This window comes from Citrifermentans bemidjiense Bem (assembly GCF_000020725.1).
GTDB lineage: Bacteria > Desulfobacterota > Desulfuromonadia > Geobacterales > Geobacteraceae > Geomonas > Geomonas bemidjiensis.
Genome location: NC_011146.1, coordinates 281,354 through 296,558, shown reverse-complemented (window position 1 = coordinate 296,558; position 15,205 = coordinate 281,354). Strand labels below are relative to the sequence as shown.

The 15,205-nt window shown below is 60.6% G+C and carries 15 protein-coding genes and 1 other RNA gene; 4 read left to right on the top strand and 12 right to left on the bottom strand.

Features of this window, described 5'->3' with window-relative positions; all coding sequences use genetic code 11:
- Nucleotides 1-10 precede the first annotated feature (10 nt).
- From GBEM_RS01260 to GBEM_RS21890, 6 genes are all read right to left on the bottom strand, one after another.
- Nucleotides 11-1,447: an HD-GYP domain-containing protein gene (locus GBEM_RS01260; protein ID WP_012528690.1), complete on the bottom strand. Its 1,437-nt coding sequence runs from the start codon at nucleotides 1,445-1,447 to the stop codon at nucleotides 11-13.
- Between the two features lie 18 nt (nucleotides 1,448-1,465).
- Nucleotides 1,466-3,145, bottom strand: coding sequence for a HEAT repeat domain-containing protein (locus GBEM_RS01255; RefSeq protein ID WP_012528689.1), 1,680 nt, complete (start codon nucleotides 3,143-3,145; stop codon nucleotides 1,466-1,468).
- Between the two features lie 262 nt (nucleotides 3,146-3,407).
- A complete protein-coding gene (groL, locus tag GBEM_RS01250; protein ID WP_012528688.1) occupies nucleotides 3,408-5,051 on the bottom strand; it encodes a chaperonin GroEL in 1,644 nt (547 codons plus the stop codon).
- A 70-nt stretch (nucleotides 5,052-5,121) separates the two neighbouring features.
- Nucleotides 5,122-5,412, bottom strand: a complete 291-nt coding sequence (groES, locus tag GBEM_RS01245; protein ID WP_012528687.1) for a co-chaperone GroES — start codon at nucleotides 5,410-5,412, stop codon at nucleotides 5,122-5,124.
- A gap of 158 nt (nucleotides 5,413-5,570) precedes the next feature.
- Nucleotides 5,571-5,843 (bottom strand): DUF507 family protein, encoded by a 273-nt coding sequence (locus tag GBEM_RS21895; protein ID WP_012528686.1) that lies wholly within the window; start codon nucleotides 5,841-5,843, stop codon nucleotides 5,571-5,573.
- A 32-nt stretch (nucleotides 5,844-5,875) separates the two neighbouring features.
- Entirely contained in the window at nucleotides 5,876-6,157 is a 282-nt protein-coding gene (locus GBEM_RS21890; protein ID WP_012528685.1) for a DUF507 family protein, read from the bottom strand.
- Between the two features lie 158 nt (nucleotides 6,158-6,315).
- Between GBEM_RS21890 and ssrS the strand changes: the two genes are divergently transcribed.
- Nucleotides 6,316-6,497: non-coding RNA, 6S RNA (ssrS, locus tag GBEM_RS20560), on the top strand.
- A gap of 117 nt (nucleotides 6,498-6,614) precedes the next feature.
- A complete protein-coding gene (locus GBEM_RS01230) occupies nucleotides 6,615-7,646 on the top strand; it encodes a ribonuclease Z (protein ID WP_012528684.1) in 1,032 nt (343 codons plus the stop codon).
- A gap of 98 nt (nucleotides 7,647-7,744) precedes the next feature.
- On the opposite strand, the gene GBEM_RS01225 is transcribed toward GBEM_RS01230, so the two are convergent.
- The 3 genes from GBEM_RS01225 to GBEM_RS01215 form a co-directional block, all read right to left on the bottom strand.
- Complete coding sequence (locus tag GBEM_RS01225; protein WP_012528683.1) at nucleotides 7,745-9,121, bottom strand: DegQ family serine endoprotease; 1,377 nt, start codon at nucleotides 9,119-9,121, stop codon at nucleotides 7,745-7,747.
- A 101-nt stretch (nucleotides 9,122-9,222) separates the two neighbouring features.
- The gene (locus GBEM_RS01220; protein WP_012528682.1) at nucleotides 9,223-9,897 is read right to left on the bottom strand and encodes a response regulator transcription factor; all 675 of its coding nucleotides are present in this window, start codon (nucleotides 9,895-9,897) and stop codon (nucleotides 9,223-9,225) included.
- 33 nt (nucleotides 9,898-9,930) lie between these two features.
- Nucleotides 9,931-10,743 (bottom strand): pyruvate, water dikinase regulatory protein, encoded by an 813-nt coding sequence (locus GBEM_RS01215; RefSeq protein ID WP_012528681.1) that lies wholly within the window; start codon nucleotides 10,741-10,743, stop codon nucleotides 9,931-9,933.
- Nucleotides 10,744-11,012: 269 nt separating this feature from the next.
- Between GBEM_RS01215 and prmA the strand changes: the two genes are divergently transcribed.
- A complete protein-coding gene (gene prmA, locus GBEM_RS01210; protein ID WP_012528680.1) occupies nucleotides 11,013-11,933 on the top strand; it encodes a 50S ribosomal protein L11 methyltransferase in 921 nt (306 codons plus the stop codon).
- 3 nt (nucleotides 11,934-11,936) lie between these two features.
- On the top strand, nucleotides 11,937-12,677 hold the full coding sequence (locus tag GBEM_RS01205; protein WP_012528679.1) for a 16S rRNA (uracil(1498)-N(3))-methyltransferase: 741 nt from the start codon (nucleotides 11,937-11,939) through the stop codon (nucleotides 12,675-12,677).
- Nucleotides 12,678-12,684: 7 nt separating this feature from the next.
- Here the strand turns inward: GBEM_RS01205 and GBEM_RS01200 are convergent, their stop codons facing one another.
- The 3 genes from GBEM_RS01200 to GBEM_RS01190 all read right to left on the bottom strand — a co-directional run bounded on the left by GBEM_RS01200 (nucleotide 12,685) and on the right by GBEM_RS01190 (nucleotide 15,118).
- Nucleotides 12,685-13,017 carry a hypothetical protein gene (locus GBEM_RS01200; protein ID WP_012528678.1) on the bottom strand — a complete coding sequence of 111 codons (333 nt, stop codon included), beginning with the start codon at nucleotides 13,015-13,017 and terminating at the stop codon, nucleotides 12,685-12,687.
- A gap of 43 nt (nucleotides 13,018-13,060) precedes the next feature.
- On the bottom strand, nucleotides 13,061-13,804 hold the full coding sequence (locus GBEM_RS01195) for a DUF72 domain-containing protein (RefSeq protein WP_012528677.1): 744 nt from the start codon (nucleotides 13,802-13,804) through the stop codon (nucleotides 13,061-13,063).
- 180 nt (nucleotides 13,805-13,984) lie between these two features.
- Nucleotides 13,985-15,118, bottom strand: coding sequence for a ribonuclease D (locus GBEM_RS01190; protein WP_012528676.1), 1,134 nt, complete (start codon nucleotides 15,116-15,118; stop codon nucleotides 13,985-13,987).
- Between the last annotated feature and the right edge of the window lie 87 nt (nucleotides 15,119-15,205).

Here is a 15,205-nt window from a genome sequence, read left to right as displayed (position 1 = left end):
GCAGGTATGACTAATAGAAATAGCGGCTCACGTCGAGGTCGTAGAGGTAGGGGTCGAGGGTGGCGGAAATGGTCCTGAAGCAGGTGGGATGGCCTAAGTCGATGATCTCCCCCTCGACCTCGCGCCCTTTGGCGTCGGCGATGATGCGCACGCGGGGATTGTCCCACTGGGTAGGGTCCGCGCTGTTACCCACCACGACCGCCAACTCGTTGCTGTCCAGAAGCAGCAAGGAACCGATGGCATGTATGCCGATGCAGTTGATGAAGAGCTTCAAAAGCGGTTGGTCGTACGCCGTTCCCGCCTGGGCGAGCATCACCCTGAGCGCCTTGTGGGGGGGATAGGCGTTCCTGCCGCTGACCCGGGACGAGGTAAGCCCGTCGTAACAGTCCGCGATGTTGATGATCCTGCCGAAGAGGCTGAGCCTTTGGTAGGGAAAACGCGGATACCCCGAAAAATCCGCCTGCAGGTGGTGCTCGAAGATCCCGGTGATGATCCGGGACGATAGCGCATCGAATCCCTTCAGCTTCATCACCTTCTTCACGCCGTAAAGAACGTGGTTCTCCATGATGCGCCGTTCCTCGCGCGTCAGCGCGCTGGGCTTGTCCAGTATCTCCTTGGGGACGTCGGCTTTGCCCAAGTCGTGGAACAGCGCGGCGAGCCCCAGTTCGCAGAGATGGAACTTGGACATGCCGAGCCTTTTGCCCATCACCAGCGAGAGGATGCAGACGTTGGCAGCATGGTGCTGCGAGGAGCGGTCGTGGGAGCGCATGGTGCTGAGCCCGAGGAGATCCGACTCGTGGCTGAAGAGCAGGTCGATCATCTGCTGCACCACCCGCTTCGACTCCCGAAGCCTCAGGCTCCGCCCGGCCACCATCTGCGCCGCCACCTCGTCCATGGCGGCCAGCACCTTCTTGTACAGAGGGCGGGCCTTGAGGTTGTTCTCCTGCAACTGCACCGTATCCGGAATCAGCACCTCGTCGTCGCGCAGAACCTCCACCTCGATATGGGCGACCATCCTCTGCTGCATCCCATCCAGAAGGCCGGTGTAAGCGTCGAGGAGTTCGGCGGCATCCACCTCCCGCAAGGCGTACACGAACCGGCGCAGGTCGTCCGCGCTCACCTCCGGCATGAAAGAGAGCCTTCCCACCAGATGGCGCTTCATCTCCTCGATTACGTATCGCGGCGCCTCGAAATTGGCGATGTCCGGCTTTAGCCGCAGTTCGCCAAGGTAGAGGTGCCCTCCACGGAGCCTCAGCGAGGCGTCCTCGTTTCTACGGGCGATATCCCGCACCACCTTCAGCAGGTTGGCCAGCGGCAGGTCCAGCGCCGCGTGCCCTTCGCTGTAGTTACTGGAAGTCTTGAGCAGTATGAAGAGCTGCAGGACCAGTGCCTTGCCGAGCCTGGCCATCTCGTTGCTCAGGCTGTCGCGCTCTTTCTCAAGTTGCATGTTCACACCTCGCCCGCATTAACCGCTCCTCTTAGCCCGCGCTAGAGCCAAGGCGGCGATGGCCTGCTCCAAAAGATCCCTTACCTCGCCTGAACGCTTGCTGTTACGCGCCTCCTGCAAAAGCGCCAAAGCCTGGCCCGTCTGCATCCGTACCAGCCCTGCCGCTGCCAACTGCGCGCTTTCCTTCTCGGCCGTCTTTTGAAACCAGAACTTTTTCAGCAGCATATCCCTGAACATGGGGAGCATCTCCTCGCCCCCCAGTTCCCCCAACGCCTCGTACACCGCCTTTTTCTCCGACAACTCGCGACTGGCGAACTCTTCCGCGGTGGTGAGCGCAACGATAGGCTTGAGCGCGAATGGGAGCTTCTCCCGCGCCAGGACCTGGAGCGCCTTGATGCGAAGCGCGCTGGAGTCGTCCCGCAGGTACTTCACGATGTACGCCTTAGCCTTGAGGTCTCCGGAGCGCTCCAGGTAGCCAAGCACCTCGCGCCGGATCCTCGCCTCCTTGTGGGGGATCAGCTTGATGATCATGTCCAGGGCCACTGGGGTTCCCACCAGTGAAAGAACGAGAACCATATTGCGTACCAGGTACCAGCGGGAATCGTTCAGGAAAGGAGCGAACACGGCGGGATTTTCGCGGCCCAGTTCAACCAACACCTCGATGATCACCTTGCGCACCTTGAGCTTCTCCACCCTTCCCAGCAGTTCGCAGATCGCCCCGAGCGAGGGTAAGCCAAAGATAAGTAGAAGTTCCTTCAGCTCCTGGTGCGTCACCGCCTCGCTGCCGTCCAAAGTCTCCTGCAGTACCTGCACCGTCTGGAGGTTGAGTATGCCGGCAAGGGCCTCGGCTAAAAGCCTTTGCTGCTCCGGCAGGGTGGATCCCAGCTTCATCAACTGGTCCATGAACCGGATCAGGCGCAGCGCCTGCCCGATCTCGCCGCCGAGGAACATGTTGGTGGTGAGGTTCCCCATGATCCCGACGAAATCCCAGAATATGACCGGCTCCTTCACCCCGGCCAGGATGGCGGAGAGGATGTTGACCACGTCGTCGAGGCCGTTTCTGCGCGCCTCGACCTGCCGGGCCTTTCTGAGCCATTTTTCCTCTTCGCCGGTCAGCATGAGCAGGTGCTTGGGAATCATCCTCGGCTGGGGTGGGATCTGCTGAGCCAGCGCCTGGTACACCCTGGTCACCGCCGCCTGCTGGGACCCCGGATCGGTCAGATCCTCCTCCAGGTGCCCCTCGATAAAGTCCTCCTCCAGTAGATAGCGCAGGTGGGGGAGATCTCTCTCCCAAAGCTGGGTCACCACGTCCTCGTCGCTCGTGCTCAGTTCGAAACCCGCCACCCCGAGGAATGCCATCAGTTCACTCGATTCCACCCCCGGCAGGAAAAACAGCGCCCTGATGCCGTCCGCGAACATGCGACAGGCCATGCTCTCCTTGGGGTCCTGGTTCTGGTAGATGTCCTTCCCCTTGTAGCGCAGGACGAACGGTTCCACGTCGAGGGTGAACTCTCCGTATTTTTCCAGGTGCCCCGTCATCTTGCCGTTCAGGTCGTCCGTGAAACCGATCAGTATCGGGTTGTTAGGCAGGTAGATCCGGAGCGCTTTCGAGGTCTTCACCATGGCGGTCATGACCAGGTTAGCCGAGGCGTACTCTTCCTTGCTAACCTCTTCGTGCTGCCCTCCCGGGTTGGCCATGCGATCCTCTATATTTTTCTCGTGTCTAGTTTTTTGCCGCATTTACTCATGAATGTGAAGAAGAGGGTGACGGAAATCTGACGCTGGTCGGCCGAAATCCCCGTCAGTATACGTGGATGCAAAATTTGTGTAAAGCCGGAGGATTAATGAAAGGAAAAAGCTGCGACCACTTGGGAACCAGGAGAAGCAAGCTGCCGATAAAAAAGGGAGCCGGCACTGGGGCCGGCTCCCTTCATTTTTGCTGCGGGTTTCGGGGGCAGGACTACATCATGCCGCCCATGCCACCCATGCCGCCCATGCCACCCGGCATTGCCGGCATCGCGCCTTCTTCCTTCGGTTTGTCTGCGATCATTGCTTCGGTGGTCATCATGAGACCTGCCACGGAAGCGGCGTTCTGCAGCGCGCTCCTGGAGACCTTGGTCGGGTCGATGATGCCGGCCTCGATCATGTCGACATAGACGTCGTCGGCGGCGTTGTAGCCGAAGGCATCCTTGCCGTTTTTGACCTTGTCCACGACAATGGAGCCGTCGACGCCGGCGTTCTGGGAGATCTGACGGATCGGCTCTTCGAGGGCGCGCTTGATCACGTTGACCCCGAACTGCTGCTCCGGTGCGAGCTGAAGTTTTTCCAGCACCTTCAGGGCGCGCAGGTAAGCCACGCCGCCTCCGGGGACGATCCCCTCGTCGACCGCTGCGCGGGTTGCGTGCAGTGCGTCTTCGACGCGTGCCTTCTTCTCCTTCATCTCGATCTCGGTGGCAGCACCGACCTTGATGACGGCAACGCCGCCGACCAGTTTCGCCAGGCGCTCCTGGAGCTTCTCGCGGTCGTAGTCGGAGGAGGTCTCATCGATCTGGGCGCGGATCATCTTGACGCGGCCCTGGATGTCGGCCTCGGCGCCGTAGCCGTCGATGATGGTGGTGTTGTCCTTGTCGACGGTGATCTTCTTCGCCTGGCCCAGCATGTCGAGGGTGGTGTTCTCGAGTTTGAAGCCGACTTCCTCGGAGATCACCTTGCCGCCGGTCAGGATGGCGATGTCTTCGAGCATCGCCTTGCGGCGGTCGCCGAAGCCCGGGGCCTTGACGGCGCAGACGTTAAGGACGCCGCGCAGCTTGTTGACCACGAGGGTTGCCAGGGCTTCGCCTTCGATGTCCTCGGCGATGATCAGCAGCGGACGGCCGGACTTGGCGGTCTGCTCGAGAACCGGGAGGAGGTCCTTCATGTTGGCGATCTTCTTGTCGTGGATCAGGATGGCGACGTTGTCCATCGCGGCTTCCATGCGCTCCGGATCGGTCACGAAGTAGGGGGAGAGGTAGCCGCGGTCGAACTGCATACCCTCGACGGTCTCAAGGGTGGTTTCCATCGCCTTGGCTTCCTCGACGGTGATGACCCCTTCCTTGCCGACCTTCTCCATCGCCTCGGCGATGATGTCGCCGATGGTCTTGTCGTTGTTGGCGGAGATGGTGCCGACCTGCGCGATTTCCTTGTGGTCCTTGATCGGCTTGGAGATGTTCTTCAGCTCGGCGACCAGGGCCTCGACAGCCTGATCCAGACCGCGCTTGATTTCCATCGGGTTGTGACCTGCCGCGACCAGCTTGGCGCCCTGGCGGTAGATCGCCTGTGCCAGCACGGTTGCGGTGGTGGTGCCGTCGCCGGCTACGTCGGAGGTCTTGGAAGCGACTTCCTTCACCAGCTGCGCGCCCATGTTCTCGAACTTGTCTTCCAGCTCGATTTCCTTGGCGACGGTGACGCCGTCCTTGGTGATGAGCGGCGCGCCGTAGGATTTCTCGATGACGACGTTGCGCCCTTTGGGGCCCAGGGTCACTTTAACGGCATCTGCCAGGGTGTTGACACCTTTGAGGATGCAGTTGCGTGCTTCCTGGTCGAACTTGATGATCTTTGCTGCCATAACGTATATCCTCCTTGGAATTAATGAATGGTGGCGAAACTGCTTCCCCCGGCGGACCGGGAGGCGGTGATTACTTCTCGACGACGCCGAGGATGTCGTCCTCGCGCATGATGAGGAAATCCTCCCCTTCGAGCTTCACTTCGCTTCCTGCGTACTTGCCGAACAGCACCTTGTCACCCACCTTCAGGTCGATCGGGTACACCTTGCCGTCCTCGCCCCTCTTCCCGTTGCCAACTGCCACCACTTCGCCCTGCTGCGGCTTTTCTTTGGCGGTTTCCGGGATATAAAGCCCACCGGCGGTCATGGTAGCTTCCTCAACCCTCTTCACTATGATACGGTCCTGCAGCGGTCTAAGATTCATGCTTGCTCTCCTTTCTTCGAGATCATCGATCTCCGGTAATTGAAAAAAATATTAGCACTCAAAACAGCTGAGTGCTAAGGCCTGCTAAATATAAACAGCATGATCCTAAAAATCAAGGGTAGAAGGAAAAATAAAATTCACCCCCCGCGCGTGGCGTCTCACCACTTCCTTTTGGCAAGCTCCTCGGCATAAAACTTCTGGTACAGGATCTCCCATTCCCGGCTGCCGGGCACCTTGGCCTGGCTGTAGGAGGCCAGCTTCGCCCTCACTGCCTGGTCGACCTGTTCCATCACCGAGAAGAACCCCTCGATGGCACCCTTGACGGCATCCAGCGCGCGCCGCTCGTCCGGGAAGTCGGCGAGGTCGTCGCGCCAGAGCTTGTCGTAGATCCTGTGAGCGATATGGGAAATGCGGTCTTCGCTGATGTGCATGGGGTCTCCTTTCGATTCGGCCGCTGGGCGGGTTAGAGGACGATCTTACGTTCCTTGGCCAGTTTCTCCTTGATCATTCGAAGCATCTTGTGCCTGTCGATCCCCTGACCTCCGACCGCCTTAAGGGTCTGCTCAAGCAGCGCCTCGGCGTCGCGCTCCAGTGCCTCCTCAAGCCTCAGGTCCTCGGCTATGGCCGACTTGATGCCGGCCAATACGGCCGCACGTCCCTGCTTTTGCTCCACGAGTTGGGCACGTTCCAGGTCGCCCAGCACCTTTTCCGCCAGGCGTGCGATCTGCTCTTCCTTAAGGCGCATCTTTCCTCCCGGTCGCTGCGAAAATTGGTGGGCGCATTGTACGACAAAGGCCCAAAATTGCAACCTATTTACCCGGGGATTTCTCCTACAAAGGATTAGACAAATCGCTCTTGATTTCTCATTTTGCCGGTACTACAATGCAGCCACTTACTTACTTGCTCTCTCTGCCCTGTCCGTGAGGTTACTAACGCCCCTGCGGAATAATTTATTGAACGGGTGACTGTTTCGACCGTGGTGAGCTGCCCCATTGCGCGGGAATTGCCTAAAGCGGTCCACAGGAGCCCACCTGAATGGGAACTCGCTGTGAGGCCCCCGAAACCAACGGCACGGCGGAGAGAGTAGTTGCAGGCAGCACTAGGGGAGCCCCACCGGGTTCCCCTATTTTTTTGGCTTGCGCCGCAGCATTAATGGTTATATAGCAGACGGGACCGTACCCAAACTAGAAGGAGCCCGCGCCATGACACCGCACTTCCTGCCGGCCCTGGTGAACCCTCCCTTCGGCGACCCCGGCCTCTACGTCGACTTCCTCTTCGCGCGCCGGGCCGTCCTCTTCGACCTGGGGGACCTGGCGCCGCTTCCCACGCGCAAGCTCTTGCGGGTGAGCGACATCTGCATCTCGCACACGCACATCGACCACTTCATCGGCTTCGACCTTGTGCTACGCATCATGCTGGGACGGGACAAAGAAGTGAGGCTGTACGGTCCCTCAGGCATCCTGCGGCAGGTGGAGCACCGCCTCGCGTCCTACAGCTGGAACCTGATTCAAAGCTATCCCACCGAGTTCGTCCTCACCGTCACCGAACTCCATCCCGACGGCAGCGCGCAAAGGGCAAGCTTCAGCTCCCGGCGCATCTTTGAAAGGGAAAACCAGCAGGAACTCATGCTCCCCGAGGGCGTCGTGCTGGACGAGGGGAACCTGCGCATCCGCGCCACCTTCCTGGAGCACAGCATCCCCTGCCTCGCCTATGCTTTCGAGGAAAAGCTCCACGTAAACTTCATGAAGAACCGGCTGGCCGAGCTGGGCCTGCCGGTCGGCCCCTGGCTTTCCGAAGTAAAGCGCGCGGTGCTCAGGGGAGAGCCGGACGATACCCTGGTCTATCCCGCGGCTGCGGGCGAGGAGCGCCCGGCTTCCGGCTGGACCATAGCAAAGCTGAAAGAAAAGGTGCTGCAGGTGGTGCCGGGGGAAAAGATCGCCTATGTCACCGACACCGCCTTCACCAATGAGAACCGCCGGCGCATCGTGGAGCTGGCGCGGGACGCAGACTACCTCTTCATCGAGGCGGTCTTCCTGCACGTCGACTCTGAGCGGGCGCGCGACCGTGCGCACCTGACCGCCCGGCAGGCCGGGGAGCTGGCCCGGGAGGCGGGGGTGGCGAGGGTCCTCCCCTTCCACTTCTCCCCCAGGCATTTGGGGGCCGAAGCGGAGCTTCGGCGCGAGGTTAATCTGGCGTTCGCGGCCTCCCCCCTCCAAGAGGAGGAGAGCGGGTAGAGCCGTGGCCGGCTCGCAATGCGGCCAGGTGTTGTGGTAATAGAAAAGGGGGCCAGTCACCTGTGCCCCCTTCGATACCGCAACGACCTTCTTATTACCTATTCCAGCCTGAGCGCGACGAACAGGGAGGCTTCTCCCCGCCTAAGCAGCATCTTCAGATACCCACCCTTCTTCGCCGCCGCGATCAACTTGCTGTAATCGCTCACGCCGCTTACACGCACTCCGTTGATCTCCCTGATCAGGTCCCCCTCCAGGATGCCGGCCCGGTCGGCAAGGCTGTCCGGCTCCACATCGGTCACCACGACCCCTTTGTCCCCCTGCAGCCGCAACTGCTGCGCGCGCTCCGGGGTAAGCTCCGTCACCTTCACCCCGAGCCGGTCGCTGGTGACCGCACTATCCTCCTCGCCGCCCTCCTTCAGCTGCTCGACGGTCACCTGCAGCGGCTCTTGACGCCCCTCGCGCAGCACCACCACTTTCACCTTCTTTCCTACCGGGGTGGCGGCTACGCGGCGCGGAAGCTCCCCCATCTCCTTGATGGGATGCCCGTCGTACTCGAGGATGATGTCGCCCCCCTTGAGGCCCGCCTTCTCCGCGGGGCTGCCTTTCACCACGTCGGCAACCAGCGCCCCCTTCTCGGTGTCGAGCCCGAAGGATTTGGCGAGATCCGGGGTCACCAGCTGCACCGAAACGCCGAGCCAGCCGCGGGTCACCTTGCCCGCAGACTTCAGCTGCGGGAGGATCTCCTTCGCCATGTTGACCGGTATGGCGAATCCTATCCCCTGGCCGCCGGCGACGATCGCCGTATTTATGCCGATCACCTCCCCTTCGGTGTTGAAGAGCGGCCCCCCCGAGTTGCCGGGGTTGATGGAGGCGTCGGTCTGGATGAAGTCGTCATACGGGCCGGAACCGATCACGCGCCCCTGGGCGCTGATGATCCCTGCCGTCACGGTCTGGGAGAGCCCGAAGGGGTTGCCGATAGCCATCACCCAGTCCCCCACTTCCATCTTGTCGCTGTCCCCCAAAGGCGCCACGGGGAGGTGATCCTTGGCGTCGATCTTCACCAGGGCAAGGTCCAGCTTTTCGTCGCGCCCCTTGACATCGCCCGCGAACTCCCTGCCGTCGGAGAGCTTCACCTTGATCTCGTCGGCATCCTTCACCACGTGGTTGTTGGTGATGATGTAGCCGTCGTCGCTGATGATGAAGCCGGTCCCCAGGTTCCTCTGCTTTTGCGGACGCTGGTGCGGCCCCTCGAAAAATTTGTCGAAGTATTCCTGGAAAGGGTCTTGCCCTGGGGCGATCTGCCGCTTCTTCACCGCTAGGGTCTTTGAGGTGCTGATGTTGACCACCGCGGGCTTCAGCTTCTTCGCCAGCTTGGCGAAGTCGGGAGTAAGCACCGAGGCGCCCGCGACGGTCGAGAAAATGGAGGAGAGAAATACGCTAAGTACCAGAAATCTTGCAACGATTGCTGCCTGCATGGCGACCTCCTGGGAATTTGAGTAGAGTTAAGCTAATACTGACCGCCTCCGGCGTGAGCCGGGAGCAGTCCGTTGTTCATGAAGAGCGTGACGCGCCTATTCTATTCTTCTTCCTTCAGGATGTAGCCTACGCCCCTGACGGTGTGGATCAGCTTCTTGTCAGCTTCGCGGTCGATCTTCTTCCTGAGGTAGTTGACATAGACATCGATGATGTTGGTGAAGCTGTCGAAGGTGTAATCCCAGACGTGCTCCGCGATCATGGTCCTGGTCAGCACCTGGTGCGGGTTGCGCATGAAGTACTCGAGCAGGCCGTACTCCTTGGCAGTGAGATCGATCTCCTTATCCTTGCGCCATACCTTGTGGGTAACCAGGTCGAGGCGCAGGTCGGCGAAACGGATCTCGGCACCGCGGTCGAGCTCGCTCCTCCTCATGAGCGCACGGACGCGGGCCAGAAGCTCGGCGAAAGCGAACGGCTTGGTCAGGTAGTCGTCGGATCCGGAATCGAGGCCTGCCACGATATCTTCCACGGAATCTTTGGCGGTCAGCATCAGGATCGGAGTGAGGTTCTTCCGCTCCCTCAGCTCCTTCAGGACGGAAAGGCCGTCCTTTTTGGGGAGCATCCAGTCAAGCACGATCAGGTCGAACGGCTTCTCGAGCGCAAGCTTGAGACCTTCCTCTCCGTCCGCGGCCGTATGGACTTCGTACTGCTCCTCCTCCAGCCCGCGCTTGATGAAGCTGGCGACCTTCTTCTCATCTTCAACTACCAAAATTCTCATGTTGATTTCCTCTCTTTGTTAATATGTCGACCTCTAATCGTGCCTAATATCACCATGAAGCCTGCTTAATATTTCTGCCGCAGACTCCTCCACGGACTTGTTGGTCACGTCTATAACCAGCCAGGCGGGATGGGCGCGGTAGAACCTGCGGCAGTACGCCAGCTCCTCTTCCACCTGCCGATAGTCCGCGTAGCTGCCGCGCGGGCTCTGGCGAAGGTTGCGCAACCGGGCGCTCCGTATATCCACCAGCCGCTGCGTATCGATGATCAGCCCTACCACCCGCTCCGGCTCTACTTCCTCTAACTCGCCCGGGGGATCGATTCCCTGGATGATCGGCACGTTGGCGACCTTGTAACCCTTGTGAGCCAGATACATGGAGAGCGGCGTCTTGGAAGAGCGGGAAACACCGATCAGCACGATGTCCGCCTTGTGCAGGTTGCGCGGCTCCTGGCCATCGTCCTGCTTCACGGTGAAATCCACCGCTTCCATGCGCCGGTAGTACTCCGAGTTCATCTCGTACTGCAGGCCCGGCAACTTCTGCGGCCGCATCTCAAGAAATTCCGCCAGCTTGTAGAGGAGCGGCGTGATGAGGTCAACCGCCTCCAACTGCCTCGCCTCGACTTCGTTCCTGACGAACTGCGCCAGCTCGGTGTTGACCAGCGTATAAAAGATTATCCCCGGCGCCCGGTCCACCTCGTCCAGCGCTCGGAGGATGTCCTCCCGGTTCCGTATCTGCCCCATCCTGCGCAGGCGGATGTCGACGTCCCTGAACTGGGTCAGCGCGGCGCGCGCCACCCGCTCCACCGTCTCGCCCGTCGCATCCGATAAAAGGTACACATGGTACATCTTAATCACCCTAAACTGCTGCTCTTACTGGGGCTTATCGGCATCCCCACCAAATTCATTAGATATATACCATGTTTTTTTATTTTAGGCAAAACTAAAATTTAATGGGAAAAGTTTCCTCGAAGTTCTTATCGGCAGCCCCCGGAAAAATTTTAATTATAATTACTGCCGCAGTTTTATCCGATGTCAAGGTTTTCATTGCAATTTCCCTTATTTTCCTGCTAGTTTATGCCCATAATTTGTCTAAGAAAAGGAGCTGCAAACTCATTATGACTACTGACTGGGCTGAGATCGCCTGTGAAGTGCCCGCCGAAATGGTCGATTCCCTGGCCGACTTCCTGGTGGAGTTGACCGGTAACGGGGTCGGTATCGACAACCTGCACCTGGACACCTTCTCCCTCGACACCCTTGAGGATACCCCCCTGAAAAGCGTTAAGGGCTACCTCCCGCTCGACGACTCGCTGGAAGAGATGCGCATCCGCATAGAGCAGTTCCTGGCCCAGACCGGCCCCTCTTTCCCCGGGTACGTCTATGCCCCTCCAGTGGTGACGGTGATCAGGAACGAGGACTGGGCCAACAACTGGAAGGTCCACTTCAAGCCGGTGCGCATCGGCCAGAGGCTGGTGATCAAGCCGACCTGGGAGGAATACCTGAAACTTGAGGGCGACCTGGTGATCCAGATCGATCCCGGCATGGCCTTCGGGACCGGCGCCCACCCAACCACCAAGATGTGCCTGGAAGCACTGGAGCGGATCTGCTTCGACGCTAGCGGCGGTAAGCTCCCAAGCCCCGTCCTCGACGTCGGCACCGGCTCCGGCGTCCTCAGCATCGCGGCCGCGCTACTGGGTGCGAAAGAGATCGTCGCGGTAGACATCGACCCCGAAGCGGTGCGTGTCACGATGGAGAACCTTGAGTTGAACGGCGTGGCCGACCTGGTCGCCGCCTCCACCACCAGCCTGGAGCAGCTCCCGGGAGGATTCCGGGTCGTGGTCGCCAACATCCTCGCCGAGGAACTGGTGCGTCTTGCCGACGAACTCACCGCCCGCGTGGCACCTGGAGGATGGCTCATACTCTCCGGCATCCTCACCGAAAAAGAAGCCTTCGTCTGCGCGGCGTTCAATTCGCTGGAGCTGGTGGAAAACCCGAAGGAGCTCGAGTGGTCCTGCCTCAGCTTCAGGAAACCCCTGTAGACCATGCGCAGTTTCTTTCTCGGCGACAACGCCATCTGCGGCGACAGCGTGACCATCACCGGAGAGCTTTACCGCCACATGGCGCGCGTGCTGCGCATTAAACAAGGGAGCGAGGTGGAGCTCATCGAGGACGGCGACTCCCGTCACCGGGGAACCGTCGAGGAGGTGGGGGCGAAAAGCCTCACGGTGCGCATCAGCGCCAGCGCCGCTCCTGCCGCCGAGGAACCGGGGCTGCGCATCACGCTCCTGCAGGGGATGCCCAAGGGGGAGAAGCTCGACCTGATCCTGCAGAAATGCACCGAGCTCGGGGTCGCCGAAGTGGTCGCCTTTGACGCGGCACGCTCAGTGGTGAAGCTGCGCGGGGATCGAAGCGCCACCCGGCTCGCCCGTTACGAAAAGATAGTGCGGGAGGCCGCCCGGCAGTCCGGGCGGCGTTCTGCGCCGAAGGTGGCCCTGGGAGGGACCCTCGCCGATGTCCTGGCTGATTCACACCATGAGGTAAAGCTGCTTCTTTACGAGGGGGAAGAGAAGACGACCCTGCACGGCTGCTTCGGCGCTTTCGAGGCACCGGAGAGCGTGGCGGTCGTGGTGGGACCGGAAGGGGGATTGGCCCCCGAGGAGGTGCGGCAGGCGCTGGCGGCAGGGTTCACCCCGGTCACACTGGGAAAGAGGATCCTGCGCACCGAGACCGCCGGGCTCGCCATGCTGTCCATCCTGCAGTTTCACTGGGGGGACATGGGGTAGCCAGGCTTCAGCGCAGCGCCACCACCAGCGCCGCGATGGCGGTCAAAAGCGACACAGCCGTCGCGGTCATCATCATTTTCTGCCTGGCGACCACAACCTTCAGAGTCCTGATGGTCTGCTGCAGGTGCCCCGAGGTCTCCAACAGGGCCTGCTCCAGCTTGCGGTTTTCCTCCTGCAGGTGCCTGAGCTTCGCCTCGATGTCGCCCCCACCGTGCCCCCGAAAGCGTCCCTTGGCCCGTTCGGCCAGATCCACCACCGCCGGAATGTTCTCCATCACCCGCCCCCAGGGAATCCTCGTCGCCGCTACCTTGGCGATGCCCCAAATGGTTGCTATGTTCATATCCCCTCCCGTTTTGCCTGCCTGAGCCGTCGAAAACACTTTCTCACCGGGGCCGGCTCTTCCCGGCTCCCTGATCTTTTCCCCGTCCGCCCCCTGCTACTTCCAGAAAATTCCGCGCCAGGAGCGGCCCCCGCGCCGACTCCTCGTGCTTGAAGAAGACGAAGGCGTCCCGCCAGTTCTGCCTCGCCACCAGGTCTACCCACCGCTTCAACTCCGCCTCCCCGTATTCCTGGCGCCTGAGCCTCAAGTACCCCCAGGTCGCCGTCGCCACCGCCGGGGTCTCTACATCGTCCTCCAGGTCGGCGAGGCAAAGGGCCGCGTCGTTGCGCCGCAAAAGCTCGAACACCTCGTCGTCCATCCAGGTGCGATGCCGGAACTGGATCGAGGCGCGGGCGGCAGGAGGCAAAAGCGCCAGGAAGTCGCGCAGCAAGGGGAGGTCCTTCTTCAGGCTCGGCGGGAGCTGGAAGAGCACCGGCCCCAGTCTATCTCCGAGCCCTCCCGCCACGTCGAACAGATACGACACCGCATCGTCCACACCCTTAAGCCGCTGAAAATGCGTGATGCGCTGCGGCGCCTTGAGCGCGAACTTGAAGCCTGCCGGAACCTCCTGCGACCACGATTCCAAGAGGGCTGGGGTCGGCATCCGGTGGAAGGTGTTATTGATCTCGACGCTTAGGAACACCCCGCCGTAATAGTGCAGCATCTGCCGGTCCGGGAGGTCCGCGGGATAGAAGATCCCCTTCCATTCGTGGTACGAGTAACCGCTGGTTCCGACGTAAAGGGTCATCTCCCGCCTCCGTCCGGCGTCACAGAAAAGGGGACAGGCTACTTTTTCCTTTGAAAAAGTAGCCTGTCCCCCTTTTTTATACACAACAGTAGCGACCACGACAAGGCGCTCTAATCTAAAGACGAAAAAAAGCGGACCCCTTAATGGGAGTCCGCCCGGTACGTTTCTCCAGCGTCGACGTCAGGAGATGAGCGACGCCAGCTCGTCCCCGAATGCCTCGCGCTGCCAACGCTTCAAGAGAGTTATGTTCTGGGAGCCCGGCTCCGCCAGCGCCTCCAGGAGCGTGTTGTTGGCGACGAGCCCGATACCGAGACCCAGCTGCGCCGACTTCGCCTCGCGCCAGACCTTGAGGCGCTTCACCCTTTCGTCCTGCAGCCGGTCCAGAACCGGACGGCGTCCGGAATGCACTTGCGGCAACTTGTCCTGAGGGACCGCCAGCCCGTTGGCTACGGCCTGCAGCAGCCCGCGCCCCAGCCGCTCGATCAGCTTAGAAGACATGGTGTGGATGCCGACCAGCTCGAAGTTGTTCCTAGGCTGTTTCTCTGCCAGCTCCCGCAACAGGTCGTTGCTGAGGATCCTGAAGGGGGGAACGTCCGCCAGGCGTGCCTTCTCGTCACGAAAGCGCAGCAGCTCTTCCAGCACGGCGAGCTCGCGCGGCTTCATCTTGCTGGCCCCCTTGAAGCGCAGGCACATCAGCTCCCCCTCGCGGGAAGGGGAACGCACCCCTGCCACCAACTCCGACTCCTCCTCAACCCAGGCGAGCCTCCCTTTCTGCTTCAGCTCCGCCTCCAGCTGGCGGTAGAGCTCGATCAGGAGGGAAGTGTCCTTCATGGCGTAATCCAGCATCTCCTGGGAGAAGGGACGCTTGCTCCAGTCGGCCTTCTGGTAGCGCTTGTCCAGCTCGACGCCGAACCTCTTCTTCAGAAGCGCCGCCAGGCCGAACTCGCTCTCTCCCAGGAACTGGCTGGCGATCATGGTGTCGAACAGGTTCACCACCTCGATGCCGAAGTCCCGGTAGAGCGAGCGCATGTCGTAATCCGCGCCGTGGAAGATCTTTTTGATCGCCGGGTTGGCGAAAATGGGCGCCAGTACCTTGACGTCGATGGGGGCGAGCGGGTCGATCAGGCGGTCTTCCGATGTGGAGGAGACCTGGATCAGGCAGACCTTCTCTGTATAGTGATGGAGTGAGTCCGCCTCCAAGTCAAAGGCAAGGACCGACTCCCGGGAGAGCCGCTCAACGAGTTCGTCTAAAGTCTTTTGATCGGTGACCAGATGTGCCGCTGCGGGGTTTGTCACATTATTTTTCTTCTGCAAAAGTTCCCATCCGTTTCTGCATCTATTATATGCTTTCGTGGTTATCGATGAGGTCAAGGCTTACTGTCACCATGACAGCGCCCAGCC

Bases quoted from the DNA above. Each gene is read 5' to 3' on its own strand.
- GBEM_RS01260 (WP_012528690.1), bottom strand. From the start codon at position 1,447: ATGCAACTTGAGAAAGAGCGCGACAGCCTGAGCAACGAGATGGCCAGG.
- GBEM_RS01255 (WP_012528689.1), bottom strand. From the start codon at position 3,145: ATGGCCAACCCGGGAGGGCAGCACGAAGAGGTTAGCAAGGAAGAGTAC.
- groL (WP_012528688.1), bottom strand. From the start codon at position 5,051: ATGGCAGCAAAGATCATCAAGTTCGACCAGGAAGCACGCAACTGCATC.
- groES (WP_012528687.1), bottom strand. From the start codon at position 5,412: ATGAATCTTAGACCGCTGCAGGACCGTATCATAGTGAAGAGGGTTGAG.
- GBEM_RS21895 (WP_012528686.1), bottom strand. From the start codon at position 5,843: ATGCACATCAGCGAAGACCGCATTTCCCATATCGCTCACAGGATCTAC.
- GBEM_RS21890 (WP_012528685.1), bottom strand. From the start codon at position 6,157: ATGCGCCTTAAGGAAGAGCAGATCGCACGCCTGGCGGAAAAGGTGCTG.
- GBEM_RS01230 (WP_012528684.1), top strand. From the start codon at position 6,615: ATGACACCGCACTTCCTGCCGGCCCTGGTGAACCCTCCCTTCGGCGAC.
- GBEM_RS01225 (WP_012528683.1), bottom strand. From the start codon at position 9,121: ATGCAGGCAGCAATCGTTGCAAGATTTCTGGTACTTAGCGTATTTCTC.
- GBEM_RS01220 (WP_012528682.1), bottom strand. From the start codon at position 9,897: ATGAGAATTTTGGTAGTTGAAGATGAGAAGAAGGTCGCCAGCTTCATC.
- GBEM_RS01215 (WP_012528681.1), bottom strand. From the start codon at position 10,743: ATGTACCATGTGTACCTTTTATCGGATGCGACGGGCGAGACGGTGGAG.
- prmA (WP_012528680.1), top strand. From the start codon at position 11,013: ATGACTACTGACTGGGCTGAGATCGCCTGTGAAGTGCCCGCCGAAATG.
- GBEM_RS01205 (WP_012528679.1), top strand. From the start codon at position 11,937: ATGCGCAGTTTCTTTCTCGGCGACAACGCCATCTGCGGCGACAGCGTG.
- GBEM_RS01200 (WP_012528678.1), bottom strand. From the start codon at position 13,017: ATGAACATAGCAACCATTTGGGGCATCGCCAAGGTAGCGGCGACGAGG.
- GBEM_RS01195 (WP_012528677.1), bottom strand. From the start codon at position 13,804: ATGACCCTTTACGTCGGAACCAGCGGTTACTCGTACCACGAATGGAAG.